The following is a 12,805-nucleotide window of genomic DNA, read 5'->3' as shown; positions in this document are numbered from 1 at the left end:
AAACTAATAACGGGTTTTGCCATCTCACCAACCCCTGCAATACGAACATACCATAGCGCAAAATTTGCGATTTGGATCGCTAAAACCGATGCGCACCAGGTGTTCCGTGTTCTATTTTTAGTACAAAAAATGTTCTATAAATGTTCTATTTTTAGTACACAAAACCAGGAAAATGCGCTGAGATGCTATCTATTAAAGGCTTCCCGACATTGTGGTAAAACTGTGCACACCCCTGTACAAAGCCTGTGCAAAACCTGTCACGAATTGCCTGAAAGTTCTGCTGCCCCTGGTTTTACCCAGTTGGAAGCCGTTTCCTTGCTGAAGGCATAGCCCAACTCTCTCCCCCTGGTCGGCATCGGTGGGGAGCTCTCCAGACTACCCAGATCTGAGTAGTCGGTTAATTCAGGCTGTCACGACCTGCGTTTTCTTCCAGGCCTCGTAGGCGGCCCTATCGCCGTCGAAGGACTCGACAGAGACAATCGCGGGCTCGACTTCAACCCAAGGGTTCTGCTCTTCGGGCAGAGGGTCGTAGGTGCAGTAGGCCACCACGATGCCGTCCATATCCTCTTGCCCGGTATTGCCGACATACTCATCCACCTTGGTTACGCGCCAGGGCGATAGCCGTCGGTGGGTAACGCCACCACGATGATCGAATGTTGCCGCGTCGTTATCACGTTTGAAGTCGAAGGGCCGGTGTCCTACGCTGATGGGCTCATTCCCAGCGCCGTCATAGTATTCACGCAGCAGGGTAGTAACGCTTTCCGAATCGCCAGCATGATGGCCATATTGCCAGTCAGGCAAACTGCTGTACCCAGCTTCAGGATAGAAAAGGATTTGCCTAGTCATCGTCTGCCCCTCCTGAATAGTCCATGGCGCTTTTAGGAAATTCGGCATCACCAGAATAGATGCACTCCCAAGTTAATGGATCATTGGCCTCCAGTCGTCGCCTCGCCTCTCGCAAGGTCCAACCATATTTTCTGGCCATCTGCTTGCAGCATTCCTCGCTGACGGCCCAATGGCTTGTGGTGCGCGCTCTAGGGTCAGTCATTTCCTTCCTCGTCGTCGCCACTAGCGTCCAGATATCCAGCGTCTCGAGCAGCACCCTTCAGTATCAGCTCGCAAAGGTTGGAGACAGTGCGGCTTTCCTTCTCTGCCCACTTTTCTAAAGCAGCCTTGAGAGACTCATCCATCACCACTGATACCTTGGGCTTCTTAGTTGGCACATCGCCTAGCAACGCTTCATTCATAGGGTAATTCCTCATCTGTACAGTTAGAAATCGTTCATTACAGTTGCGAACCGTAGCGACCTCATGCTATCACAGGTGGAGAACGGTTGCGAACCTTTTCGGTCGATACCGGAAAAAGAAGTTTCGCGGCCAGATGCACTCCTATCCCAGAAACGACAATGCTTACAGCCACTTCAGACCCCCAACTGTCTCCCCCTAGTGTCCTGCCGAAAGCGGCCGATACCGCCCCAATTGGGGCGGATGCGAACAAGGTTGCGATCGCGGTCGGGGCCGGGTTTGCGAAGGTGTTCGATGGCGGGCAATTCTACCGGCTGCGATCGCTGGTAGCACCCCAAATCCCCCTAACTGGCGCTGGTTCTGCTACTCAGCTACGGGTAAAAATCACGAACAGTCCCTACGCGGGTGAGTTTGCCGCCGGCGAGAATCTCGAGTCGGCCACCACGCTGGAATCGCTAGCCCATGGCCTCAAGCCTAAGTGGTATGGCCCGCTAGCCCTAGCCATGCTGGCTCAAATCGCCCCTGACGATGTGGAGCTTTTTACCGTCACCTTGACCGCGTCTGTGCCTACTCCACAGATGGCAGGTGAGCTAAAGCCTCTGGTGGGACTGCACGATGTCGCCGTCAATGCTGGCCGCCGCATCACCATCAACGTGACTGGTGTTAAGCCGGTGCCTGAGTCCCTGGGGACTGCCGTTGCGATCGCAACCGATCGCCCCGTTGCCGTGTTGGATTTGGGCTATCAGAACAGCACTATCAGCGGCTTTGACCCCAGCAGCCGGGCCATGATCGACAGCCTCAGCCTCAATGGAGGGGTGGCAGAGCTATTCGAATCCATTGCCACTCTGGCCAACACTACCGGCACTCGCCCTAGTCCTGAAGCAATCCGCCTAGGGGTTGAGGCTCGCACGTTTGAGCTGTGGGGGCACTCTGGCGACAGCTTCAGGGATGCCTATCTGCAGTGTTTCGAGCCTTGGCTCAAGGGCCGCATTCACGCGGCCAAGGTCGAAGGGGCTCATATTTTCCAGAAATGCCCAGTGAAGGTGATTGCTGGCGGTGGCGCACTGCTGCCAGGGGTGGCCTCAGTGGCTCACCAGCTGGGAGTGGCCCTCTGCCAGGAGCCCCAAGAAATGGAGCTGAAAGGCATCTATCGCCTATAGGAGGGCTCATAGATGGAGATGAAACAACGCTTCTACTTGTCTGCCGAATATGCCCAATTGATTGCCGAACGGGCTGCAGCTGCTGGGGTTCCTGTCGACGTCTACATGCAGACACTCATCGCTCAGGACTACATCTGTGGTGCCCCTGCCGGGAACGCACCTACGCCCCCAGCGCCGACCGCGTCAATGCCCGACTCTGATGGGGTTGCCCTATCGGGAGACTGGGCCGACGTAACGCTCTAACGTCCTACTGTCCTACTCAGGAGACCCGACGATGACCATTGACTGCCAGAAACAGCTGTTACGCGAAATCTGTTCGGAGTACGACCTGGAAACTATCCTCGATGCCCTGCTCGAGATCCACGATTCCCGCGATATTACGGCCTACGTCAGCGCAAAAGAATACTGCTACGAATAAGCCGATGACGGGGGAGCCGCCTGGACAGCTTCACTCCCCCCATTGCCCAAACCACTCAAGGAAAGGACTGAAATCATTATGCAACTGATCGAAATTCGCCGCCGCCTGGAAGACTTGACTGAGTTTGGGGCACCTGCTCCAAGCCCCAGCGAATGGGCCGCATTGAAGCGGGCCTGGGCAACGCTGAAGCCCCAAACGTTGCCCAGCTACCACCCGGTGATCGACGACCGAATCGCGCTTGTCGAGAGCCTTCACCGCTAGAGACCATCCTCGATGGCGGGGGAGCCGCCGCCAAGCCAACTCCCCCGTCTAGCCCATCAGATAGGAGCTTTTCCAATGCTAACTGCCCACGATATCCGAGAATTCGCTGCCCGCATTCAGGGCAATAGCCCAGAGCTCAGTCGGGATGCCGCCCTAGTTCAGGCTGTTGATATGTTGGCCAACCTAGAGACCGCGCTTGCCGCCTATGGCCGAGCTAATCCGCTGTGCCCTCAGTGCAGCGGGCACTACCTGAAGCGGCTGTCCTGTGGCCGCTGTGGTGGCTCTGGTCACGTATCTGCTGTGGAGGGCTAAGCCATGATGCAGTGTTTGACCAGCTTCTTTCATAGCAATGCTGTGGCCCAGCTAGAGACCCTATATGGGTCGAAGCTGCAGAAGATGCCGACGCCCGAGCGCCTTGCCCTAATTGCCATCCTGGCCGAGGCTGCCTACATGGTCACCATGGACGGCCATAGCGAGTACCTACACGTCATTGCCGAGAACAATGGCTATTCATTTACCTCTCACCCTCGATTGCTGCAACTGCTGGCCCAGCTGGACTCAGAGCTAAACGGGGCTAGCGATGCCGTGCGGTTGATTGAGGGAATCGCCTCATTGATGCCTACGGGGGGCTAAGCCATGAAAGAGAAAGACACTCGTGAAACCCCATTCACCGTGCCGCCTGAGTTTCGCCGTGAGATTGTCCGCATCGACCAGCCAGCCCCTAAATGGTGGCAGCGTCAGGATGTCTTAATTGCCGGTGGCATCGGCAGCATAGCTGTCCTGGGGCTAGGTATTGCCCTATTCACCGGCACCGGTGGCCAGACCTACCAGCCAGAACCATCGATGGAGCTGGATAAAGATGCGATTGTGGCCGGGGCTGAGAGCAGCACTGAAGAGCTGATCTATCAATCCTCAGAGCAGCTGCAGGCTTTTAGGGAACAGCTACTCAGCCAGGAAGCTAGGCGCTATTTGCTAGAGGCCGAACGCCAGGCCACAGACCCGGAAGCGTCCTGCTTCAGTCAATCGGTTCATTGCGCCCTAGACCAGTTTGCTAGAGATGCGATCGCATCCATCGAGCGGGCCAAAGCGGATCGCGATTGGCAGCAGATGCTAGGCGCTGTCAGTCGGGTTCAGGCCATCGAGCTGGCCCGACAATCAGTTGCCCCGGTTGAGCCTGAAGCCAACCTCAGCCAGCTAGCCATTCAGAACCTAGTCGAAAGCCGTCAGCGCCTACGGAGTGCTGAGGCTGAATCCAAGGCATGGGAGGTTAGAGAGCAACCATGAAGCCGATCTATCGCCTGGCAACTGCTGCAGGCTGCGGGGTGGCGTCCCTAGGGATTGCTACTACAGCGCCACAGCTATCCACACTGACGGCTGACGACCTGGCCGCCTTTGCCAATGGTCAGGCGGTAGAGGTGCAGTATCAGCGCCCTGGCCGCCTTCCTGCGGTAGCCCTAGGGTTGACTGCCTTAGGTTTCCTGGGCTGGTGGCTGATGGACCAACAGCCCAAGCCGGTGACCATTGCTGACGATAGCCAGGCACAACCATCAGGGCAAACCATCGAGGCACCGCCCGGTGTGGAGCCACCGAAACGGTATATCGACGTGGCCGGAGTGTTGGCCAATAACCTACACCCGACACTGATCACCGGCAATCCTCGCACCGGTAAAGGCGTCGTCATTGCTCAGGCCTGGCGCTATGTGAAGCAAATCCGCCCCGAGGCAACGATCTGGGTAATTCAGCCGAAGCCACACAAGAATGAGATGGGCTACTGGGATGGATGTGATCGCATTTTGCCGGTAATGCTGGAAGACCACGCGCCCAATGACGAAACTATCGCCCAGCAGCTGACCGACTTCATCCATGAATGGCGACGGCAACCGACGAGACCCACTGTACTGGTCATCGATGAGGGCATCAAATTAGATGCCATGCAGCCAAAGTGGTATCGGGATTTCCTCATCCCCACCATCAAGGTAGAAATGAGCAGCGGCGAGACCGATGACCGGCACCTATGGATGATTACCCAATCGCCACTTGTAGCTGATTTAGGCCTTACTGGTGGCAACCGCGCCCCGCTTCGACTTTTGGCGATTGAGACACCGGAATCGACTGAGCATCTGCATAGTTTGATGAAGTCGTATCGCAGCATCGAAACGAAACCGGATGCTTTGGTATTTCAGCAATCTCTCAGCCCTAAAAAAGCCATCTTTTATCACTCAGATCTAGGGGAGTGGATGCCCCTACTGAGCTACAAGGTTCCAAGTGTGACAGTGGGGGGGACGGTTCAGGATCTGAACCGAGGTTCAGATATGGTTCAAACGCTGAACCGACTATATGGCAAGGGATACACGAGTCAGGGTTCAGGTCTGAACCGGTTCGGTTCAGGCGGTTCAGACCCCCCTTTTTCTACCCCTGAGATTCTGAACCGGGTCAGAGACTGCCGTGAGATGGGCCTCAACCAGGCTCAAATCCTACTCGCCCTATGGGGCGTTAAGAAAGGGGGGTCTCAGGCCTACAAAGACGCTCTAGACCAATACAAAACCATGATCGATATCTTGGAGGCTCAAGACAATGGTTGGTCCGAAAAATAACGATGTTATCGACGTAGAATTCAGCACAGTTGGCGGCACCGGTGGTGGCCTAGCGCCCTACCAGAGTGGCGGTGGTATTGGAAGGCGTCGCAATGCTCCTAGAAGCAATATCGCAGATGGCGGGTATTTTGATGCGACAAATAAGCGGAAACCGCTGTTTTTTATTGATACCGCCACTGACGACATGGGCTCTCTGATGGCTATCAGAGCCTGGTTATCGTGCCTCAGGCATCGCCCACTACAGACCATGGCTGTCACCGGTGCATCGGTCTGGCTGGGCCTAGCCGGAGCATCTGGAGGACTCAATCTAATGCGGGGTGATGTGCTGCAATGTCGAGGCGATATTTGGAACCCCGTCGTTAGTGGCTGTAACCTGGCCGCGATTGTGGCTCCCCCTACTCGGGCAGCAGCCGGTGGAATTCATGACGTAATGCTGGGCACTGAGGAAATGGGAACCCCGGTCGAATCCCGACCAGTGATCCGCGCCGTCCCAGTAGACCAATGAACCGAGCCAAAGCCAGAAACATTGCGATCTCATCTGTGCCGGCAGCACTCCTCATCCTGATAGCCGATATGGCCGCCCCAGGATGGGGACGGTTTATCAATCCTGTCTGGCTGGCCAAGGCACAGATCGCCAAACTCGATCGGGGTTGGCGGGAACTACAGCCCCCTGGTGAGGATGATCCGCGACTCGAGGCCTGCCAGCAAGTGCTCAGCGAGAATACCGTTGGCAATACCCAGGAGCAATTACGGGGAGCCCTCACCGGCGAGACTGAACAGATCGCCGTGCAATGGTTAGGGCCTCCCACCTGCCAGCTGGCCAACGACACCTACCGTTGGCTCACCGAATCAGGCCTGAGCATTGATGTAATTTATGCCGACGACGGGGAGGTGCAGGATGCAAGGCTCACCCGTTAGACCAATTAGACCAACCTTTGAGGAACTATCGCCCGATCTGCAGTGGAGCTTGGTTAATCAATGGCAAAGAAGGGACTGGTCTATCACGGCTATCTGTGTAGGCCTATCATCCCTGCTGCTGGCTCCGGTGCTGGTCCCCTCCCTCAATGACAGAATCGCCCAGGGGCTCAATATGGTGACCCGGGTCACCGAATCAGCTGACGCGGTGGGTGACGCGATCGCGCCTGATTTCGGTGAGCCCATTCAGGCGGGGGAGAAGATTGCTGGGCATCCCGTCACCAGTGGCTATGGGCCACGCAAGGCACCGTGTGAGGGCTGCAGCAATCAGCACCGTGGCGTAGATCTCGCTACCCCTAGCGGCACCACCATCTACGCTCCAGCGGATAAAGACAAACGGGTCAGAGTGCGATGCTGGCGTGATGGCAATGGCGGAGGATTGGTAGCTGATATCGAGAGCGAGTCGCTGCCAGCCCGCAAATTCCAGGCTCTACACCTCTCCCGCTGCGCCGACGGTTGGCACCGTGGCGGGCAAATCATTGCCAAAACCGGGGCGACCGGGAACGGTACTGGCCCCCATCTAGACTGGCGTGAGCGGGATGCATCCGGAGCGCATTATCACCCTGCCAATGGACCACTGATCTGGGCGCTAACCGGCAGCAAGCCGGTAGCTCCCTTTAGTGAACTCAGTAACACTGAGAAAACCTGTGCCATCGGTGCAGCAGAGGGAACCAGAGATGACAACTGTGACCCCACAAGCGCCTACTACGGCCACAGGGACCCCGGCAATGGTGCCCGTAACATGGGCAGTTTTTCGTATCAACACGGGGCCAGCACTCCAGAGGAAGCCGACCAGAAACAACTAGCGCGACTACAACAGGCTGAACGGGACCTTCAGAAGCGGGCTCTAGAAAAATGGGGGCAGCCACTGTCTAAGCCTGCGATCGCAGCTGCCCTGGATATTTGGAATCAGTCTCCGGATGCCGGGAGTCGCCTGATCAAACACTTGCCAACGCACGCGCCCACACCTGAGCAGCTTGTCGCCGCCCGCATTGCTGCCCTGAATGAATCGCGCAGGGAGTTGGGCGGGGCCCCCATGAATGTCCCCGCTGATCAGAGAAGACGAGTAGATCAGCTACTGAAGCATATAAGAGATGACGATCGATGAACTGAGAGACCAGCTGCAGGTCTACGAGATTCCCGGCCACGGTTGGCACTGGGAGACCGAGGACTTCTGCAGCGAAGACGGTCACCCAACGCGGGGAGCTGCGATCTCAAACTTCGAGGCTGAAGCGCCTAGTTTGCTGCAGATGAGCGCCCCCCAGTTTTGACTAAAGGACTCCACTCATGCACCTAACCGACATTCGCCAAGCCAACCGACTGCAGTGGGGCCGCATCGACAGTGACTCTGCCTATCGGATAGCCGTCATTAACCGGCTCTGGCAGTTGGATCAGCCATCCCCAGGGCAGCAGCACGTCAACCAGGCGTTTGCCTTTGGCCGTGCCGATGGAGGGGAATTTTGATGATGAGGGGCTGTTACCTGTTGCACTTCAGGCAGCCGCTCGATCCTTCCACACCGAATCGAGCGAGGCATTATATCGGCTACGCAACTGACATCGACAAGCGGATTAAACAACACCGTAAGGGGCGAGGGAGTCGCTTCTGTGCTGTGGCTCATGAGCGCGGTATTGAGTTCGATGTCGTCTGCACCTGGCCAAATATGGGGAGGGATTTTGAGCGAGCACTGAAGGCACAAAAGAACGCACCACGGCTCTGTTGGTGCTGCAAGCTGCAGACCGCTGACCCGGGTAAACACCGGGGCGTAATGGAGTAATAGACATAGACAATGACAACTACTAGCTACACATTCGCGCGACGTACCCACAACCTACCGGACGATATCGACTGGCGACGCACTTTTGAAGCTCCTAGCTATAAGCAGGCGTTGCAGATGGCCGCTGATTATTGGTTCGGCGGGCAGAAGATTACCGATACCCACGTTGATGGCAACGGCGTTATAACGCTGCTCAGCCGCGCGCCTGGCCAGCAGGGCTGGGGTGGCAACGTGATCGGCACCCTGATGGAGTGGTGACTAACCATTCTTGGTTAGGTCCGCAATATCCGCAATATCGCGGACCTAACCCCCGCCCCCGACCTGCGGGGGGAGTGTGTTTTGTGAGCCTGTGTTGAGCCCGTACTGCGCCCCCGCCCCCGACCTGCGGGGGGGAGTGGACCTGACTTGCCCCAGGCTTGCTCATGACTTGCCCGCCCCCGACCTGCGGGGGGGAGTGACTTTGCGAGATTGACTGGGAGATTCTCCCACCCCCTTTATTGCCCCCGCACGGGGGTCTCCAGCTATACACGGAGAGCGTCAAAGATGGATGTATGGCACTCGCGATCGCAAGCCGCAAAAGCGCTAACTAGCAAATACGGCACAGTGGCAGCCGCCATTAAGCAATGTCGCCCCTACCGGATTCCCAAAGGGTTTGCGCGGTGGGATGAGCTATGCACTGCAATGGCAGTACTCATCAATGCGGTGGAGGGAGTAGATCGCGCCACCCTCCTGCATGGGCATCGATGCGGTTTGTGGCTATCTCAGAATGCCCCTCTGTATCTGGTACGCACGGCAGTGTTACGGGCCTGCGAGCATACAGACATTGATTTCGCCGCTGACAACAAACTACTGGCGGGCTTGAATGAACCGCCTATTCGCACAGCCCTATTTCTGCTGCCTAGCAACGCCCTTATTGCCCCAGATGGAGGATGCGTGGACTGGGCAGTGGTGCATATATCGGATCGCGAACATCCCGAACTAAGTCAGGGTGAGTATGAGTTAGCGGGCAACACCTATCGTTTCCCGTGGCTCCCCCACCAAAACGACTATCGGTACAACTGGCAATGGAGCACCCTGGATACCCGTTGCAGTACCCTGTTTAGCGGCTTCGACATCGCTAATGATGGCTCGCTCATCCAAGGGCCTCCGACCCTTGGCACAAGTGAGCTAACCGGGGCAGACCTCGAATTCACGCACCATGTGCGTAATATCCTGTTGCAGCTACTGCTAATCGCTAGCTACCAGCCCTCACTGATATCGGGGGAGGGGAATCCCCCAGCAACGCCCAAAGGCAATCCACCAAGGAGATCTCAGACTCGCTATTGGCAGCCGCGTGTTATATCCATGCCCAAATCGGAGCTTCGTTCCCCCCGCGAGGGCAAGCGCGCGGGTGGCGGAAGTGGGAAGCGGGAGCATTGGCGACGGGGGCATTGGCGAAATCAGCCGGTCGGGGCCGGTCGCAGGTCGCGAAGGCTGATCTGGATCAAACCCATGATTATCGGCGCTGAGCCCTAGTCTAGACAAATTATCTATACAGATTCTAGAAATTGTATAGACATATAAGCTCAGGGCGTCTAGATTAGGTATAGAGGTTTTGTTTAACTTCTGACCCAAAAGTTGAACAAATGGCCCCGCCCAGTATCGCTGCGACAGGAGATCGAGCCACCATGAATCTAGACGCCCAAGAACCGAAAGTTGAACAAAAGGGCTCAGTGCTGCCCTTCCCTGGTGTCCGCCCTCGGTTGGCCAAGGCAGGCACCAGTCCTAACAAAGGCCACGAGGCGACGGGGCGGACGCGCGAGTATCTGACCCCGGCTGAAATAGACCAGCTGTTGACGGCGGCTAAGCGCACGGCCCGCAACGGTCACCGCAACCACATGATTGTGCTGATGGGCTATCGGCACGGGCTCAGGGTCTCAGAAATAGCCGATCTGCGCTGGGCTGATGTGGATTTTCAGCAGGGCACTATCTTGATCCGTCGGCTCAAGGGCTCTCACGACTCCACCCATTACCTAGAGGGGGATGAGCTGAGGGGGCTGCGACGGCTGGAACGGGAAAACGCCGACAGTCCTTTTATATTCTGCAGCAGCACCGGGGCTCCCCTGGCCAGCAGTGCGATTTCAGCCATGATCAAGCGCACCGGCAAGGGTCTATTCCGTTTTCCCATCCATGCCCACATGCTTCGCCATAGCTGCGGCTATTACCTGGCGAATAAGGGCGTCGATACCCGCACAATCCAAGCCTGGCTGGGCCACGCCAACATCCGCCATACGGCCCACTACACCGCCATGAGTCCCACCCAGTTTAAGGGGCTCTGGTCTTAATGTCTATACTTGGCCTAGACGCAGTATAGAGGCGACAGCCATGGCTGATGAGACCATTCTGGCGACATTTAAGATTGATAAGGACACCTGGCACCAGTTCAAGGCACGGGCCAAGAGTCGCAATAGCAACGCCTCTGCCGTCCTTAAGTCACTGGTCTACGACTATCTCGATGGCAAGCTCGACGGGCTGGTTGAGAGCCAGGGTGAAACGCTGGCCGATGCGATCGCAGCGCTGTCGGAGCAGGTGAAGGATCTGGATCGCCGCTTGGGAAAGTCGAGCGTCGCCGCCTGAACAACGACGATGGTTAGCCGCGCCCTAGCTGATGCGATTTTTCAAAACTGAGGGGATAGCCCTGCCTCTCTACAAATATTGCGATAGAGATCAGGCCGTTCTGTCTGGCTTGGGGGGATAAAGAACGTCCGTGATGTACCAGCCATAGGGGAAGACTTAAGACCTCTCCAGCCTGTCCTACAGTCTATATAGCTCCATTCAGCATGATTGGTAGCACTGGCTGTATAAGGCCACTGCGAGAAATCTTCTATGTACCGATTTTCATAAACAAATAGCGCGCTATTCCCATAGCTCACCTGGTCTGTTTGATGAGCATCCTCGTTATCTAAATCGCTATCAAACAGATACGACGGGAAAGGTGTTTGAGATGAATCATATACAAAGCTATTCCCGTATGGAGCGCTATTAGATGAAGGCTCAGGTGCCTGGCTAGAAGAGCTGCTGCGGTCTTCATAACTATCGCAAAGCCCCCCTAAATCAACTACGTTGCCACTCCCATCCTCATAACAAACTTGGGCAATCCCAGGCGCGGAAGATCCTATAACGGCAACAGTCAAAAAGAGAGAGGCTGGGATAATCGAAGATTTCATTAGAACAGACTTCAAAAGAATACAAGCTTTTACAAGCCTACCTAACTCTTTATTGAAGCCAGAGAAGTTGCCATGATGCTCACAAAATCTTTATAAGGGCTTTCATATTGGCAAGATGTAGCTCTCAACCCAGATGAACTAACGTCTATTGCCCGTATGCCCTCTCCCACGCATCTATCTCAGCTTTGTTTAGTGGTGTCTTGCTGGATGGAGGCGCTTTAGCCGTGCGTTCAGAGGAACAGGGCTGGGCTATCTAGAGCACCGCCTTACCAGGGGGCGGCAAGACACCAAAGTGCAGACGGTTGCCGCTGGTCATGACCGCACCCATAGAACCGTTAAGCCTTAATCATCAGCTGACACACTTATTGTGTACCAGTCGCCATCATACAAACATGAGGTTTTGACCGTTAAACCTTCTACCCGATAAGTTACATACCCTGATGATTCCGTTTCCCGGACTTTGTTTGTGGAAGGTACGTCACCGAGAGCCATTATCGTCTTACTAAGTCCAATAGCTTCATTGGGTTGACATGGGCCGAGTGACTTTACACCTACTTCGACATAACTAATCGATTCACCATTGCTACTTTCTGCATAAAACTCGGCTGTTTCATCCTCACTGGTGAAGCGGTCACCACTCTGAGCAAGTGAAGCCCCAAAGTTCTCTGCAACGTTCATCAACGGCTGGCCATAAAAGCGGTGAATTTCACTGTATTTTGAAGAGACTTTTTTCTCAGCGAAAGCAGCATCTGCTGCGTAATCTACGTTTCTCTGATATTCTTCAACCTTCTGCTGAGCCGTCTGATAATTCTCGCTCGACTCTGGAACAGCCTTCATCAGCTCAATCGCTTTGGTCCACAGCTCGGCCACATTGCCCCATTCATCAGCAGTTTGCGCAGTTTGCGCGGCTTCTGCGGCTGCCATAGCTGTATTGACAGCTTCTCCAAAGGAATCGTCTATTGGCTGATCTTCATCACTTGATGCCTCTTCTGCAACAGCTGCTGGTGTTTCCTGAGATGAAGAGGTTTTACTAAAAGGGACGAGACCACAAGAAGTTAAAGCCAGCATCAATAGAGAGCAACTGGCAATCAAAAGTTTAGGGGACTTCATGATAATGATTATGCCGATAGTTCCGCTCAACATATTAGCCCACACCAGGGAAAGGTGAGAGG

Annotated in this window: 22 protein-coding genes; 18 read left to right on the top strand and 4 right to left on the bottom strand. The window is 55.5% G+C overall.

Annotated features, from left to right (window positions below; all coding sequences use genetic code 11):
- Window positions 1–402: 402 nt before the first annotated feature.
- Genes XM38_RS05985 through XM38_RS05980 form a run of 3 tightly spaced genes read right to left on the bottom strand, consistent with a single transcriptional unit; the run spans window position 403 to window position 1,247 of the window.
- Window positions 403–846 (bottom strand): hypothetical protein, encoded by a 444-nt coding sequence (locus tag XM38_RS05985; protein WP_137455023.1) that lies wholly within the window; start codon window positions 844–846, stop codon window positions 403–405.
- On the bottom strand, window positions 839–1,048 hold the full coding sequence (locus tag XM38_RS25800) for a hypothetical protein (protein ID WP_187329581.1): 210 nt from the start codon (window positions 1,046–1,048) through the stop codon (window positions 839–841). Before XM38_RS25800 ends, XM38_RS05985 begins: the two co-directional genes overlap by 8 nt.
- A complete protein-coding gene (locus XM38_RS05980; protein ID WP_137455022.1) occupies window positions 1,041–1,247 on the bottom strand; it encodes a type II toxin-antitoxin system antitoxin in 207 nt (68 codons plus the stop codon). The genes XM38_RS25800 and XM38_RS05980 overlap by 8 nt, the downstream gene beginning before the upstream one ends.
- A gap of 158 nt (window positions 1,248–1,405) precedes the next feature.
- Between XM38_RS05980 and XM38_RS05975 the strand changes: the two genes are divergently transcribed.
- From XM38_RS05975 to XM38_RS05905, 18 genes are all read left to right on the top strand, one after another.
- Window positions 1,406–2,404: a ParM/StbA family protein gene (locus tag XM38_RS05975; RefSeq protein ID WP_080811598.1), complete on the top strand. Its 999-nt coding sequence runs from the start codon at window positions 1,406–1,408 to the stop codon at window positions 2,402–2,404.
- Between the two features lie 18 nt (window positions 2,405–2,422).
- The gene (locus XM38_RS05970; protein ID WP_187329305.1) at window positions 2,423–2,647 is read left to right on the top strand and encodes a hypothetical protein; all 225 of its coding nucleotides are present in this window, start codon (window positions 2,423–2,425) and stop codon (window positions 2,645–2,647) included.
- A 31-nt stretch (window positions 2,648–2,678) separates the two neighbouring features.
- Window positions 2,679–2,822 carry a hypothetical protein gene (locus XM38_RS25795; RefSeq protein ID WP_187329304.1) on the top strand — a complete coding sequence of 48 codons (144 nt, stop codon included), beginning with the start codon at window positions 2,679–2,681 and terminating at the stop codon, window positions 2,820–2,822.
- Window positions 2,823–2,900: 78 nt separating this feature from the next.
- Window positions 2,901–3,083 (top strand): hypothetical protein, encoded by a 183-nt coding sequence (locus tag XM38_RS05965; protein WP_080811601.1) that lies wholly within the window; start codon window positions 2,901–2,903, stop codon window positions 3,081–3,083.
- 75 nt (window positions 3,084–3,158) lie between these two features.
- Window positions 3,159–3,395 carry a hypothetical protein gene (locus XM38_RS05960; RefSeq protein WP_080811603.1) on the top strand — a complete coding sequence of 79 codons (237 nt, stop codon included), beginning with the start codon at window positions 3,159–3,161 and terminating at the stop codon, window positions 3,393–3,395.
- A 3-nt stretch (window positions 3,396–3,398) separates the two neighbouring features.
- Complete coding sequence (locus XM38_RS05955) at window positions 3,399–3,716, top strand: hypothetical protein (protein WP_080811605.1); 318 nt, start codon at window positions 3,399–3,401, stop codon at window positions 3,714–3,716.
- Between the two features lie 3 nt (window positions 3,717–3,719).
- The gene (locus tag XM38_RS05950; protein WP_080811607.1) at window positions 3,720–4,367 is read left to right on the top strand and encodes a hypothetical protein; all 648 of its coding nucleotides are present in this window, start codon (window positions 3,720–3,722) and stop codon (window positions 4,365–4,367) included.
- On the top strand, window positions 4,364–5,677 hold the full coding sequence (locus XM38_RS05945; protein ID WP_080811609.1) for a hypothetical protein: 1,314 nt from the start codon (window positions 4,364–4,366) through the stop codon (window positions 5,675–5,677). Before XM38_RS05950 ends, XM38_RS05945 begins: the two co-directional genes overlap by 4 nt.
- Window positions 5,658–6,182 (top strand): hypothetical protein, encoded by a 525-nt coding sequence (locus XM38_RS05940; protein ID WP_080811611.1) that lies wholly within the window; start codon window positions 5,658–5,660, stop codon window positions 6,180–6,182. The genes XM38_RS05945 and XM38_RS05940 overlap by 20 nt, the downstream gene beginning before the upstream one ends.
- Window positions 6,179–6,595, top strand: coding sequence for a hypothetical protein (locus XM38_RS05935; protein WP_080811613.1), 417 nt, complete (start codon window positions 6,179–6,181; stop codon window positions 6,593–6,595). The genes XM38_RS05940 and XM38_RS05935 overlap by 4 nt, the downstream gene beginning before the upstream one ends.
- Window positions 6,596–6,644: 49 nt before the next feature.
- Window positions 6,645–7,760 (top strand): M23 family metallopeptidase, encoded by a 1,116-nt coding sequence (locus XM38_RS05930; protein WP_187329303.1) that lies wholly within the window; start codon window positions 6,645–6,647, stop codon window positions 7,758–7,760.
- Window positions 7,747–7,923 carry a hypothetical protein gene (locus XM38_RS25790; protein WP_187329302.1) on the top strand — a complete coding sequence of 59 codons (177 nt, stop codon included), beginning with the start codon at window positions 7,747–7,749 and terminating at the stop codon, window positions 7,921–7,923. Before XM38_RS05930 ends, XM38_RS25790 begins: the two co-directional genes overlap by 14 nt.
- 16 nt (window positions 7,924–7,939) lie before the next feature.
- Window positions 7,940–8,116, top strand: coding sequence for a hypothetical protein (locus XM38_RS25785; protein WP_187329301.1), 177 nt, complete (start codon window positions 7,940–7,942; stop codon window positions 8,114–8,116).
- A complete protein-coding gene (locus XM38_RS28660) occupies window positions 8,116–8,427 on the top strand; it encodes a GIY-YIG nuclease family protein (RefSeq protein ID WP_202978829.1) in 312 nt (103 codons plus the stop codon). The genes XM38_RS25785 and XM38_RS28660 overlap by 1 nt, the downstream gene beginning before the upstream one ends.
- 12 nt (window positions 8,428–8,439) lie before the next feature.
- Window positions 8,440–8,685 carry a hypothetical protein gene (locus XM38_RS05920; protein ID WP_080811617.1) on the top strand — a complete coding sequence of 82 codons (246 nt, stop codon included), beginning with the start codon at window positions 8,440–8,442 and terminating at the stop codon, window positions 8,683–8,685.
- 285 nt (window positions 8,686–8,970) lie between these two features.
- Entirely contained in the window at window positions 8,971–9,942 is a 972-nt protein-coding gene (locus XM38_RS05915; protein ID WP_137455021.1) for a hypothetical protein, read from the top strand.
- Window positions 9,943–10,094: 152 nt separating this feature from the next.
- Entirely contained in the window at window positions 10,095–10,751 is a 657-nt protein-coding gene (locus XM38_RS05910; protein ID WP_080811662.1) for a tyrosine-type recombinase/integrase, read from the top strand.
- A 40-nt stretch (window positions 10,752–10,791) separates the two neighbouring features.
- Window positions 10,792–11,043 carry a hypothetical protein gene (locus tag XM38_RS05905; protein WP_080811621.1) on the top strand — a complete coding sequence of 84 codons (252 nt, stop codon included), beginning with the start codon at window positions 10,792–10,794 and terminating at the stop codon, window positions 11,041–11,043.
- Window positions 11,044–11,975: 932 nt separating this feature from the next.
- On the opposite strand, the gene XM38_RS05900 is transcribed toward XM38_RS05905, so the two are convergent.
- Complete coding sequence (locus XM38_RS05900) at window positions 11,976–12,743, bottom strand: hypothetical protein (RefSeq protein ID WP_137455020.1); 768 nt, start codon at window positions 12,741–12,743, stop codon at window positions 11,976–11,978.
- Window positions 12,744–12,805: the final 62 nt, after the last annotated feature.

This window comes from Halomicronema hongdechloris C2206 (assembly GCF_002075285.3).
Classification (GTDB): Bacteria; Cyanobacteriota; Cyanobacteriia; order Phormidesmidales; family Phormidesmidaceae; genus Halomicronema_B; species Halomicronema_B hongdechloris.
This window is presented reverse-complemented; position numbering and strand designations above follow the sequence as displayed.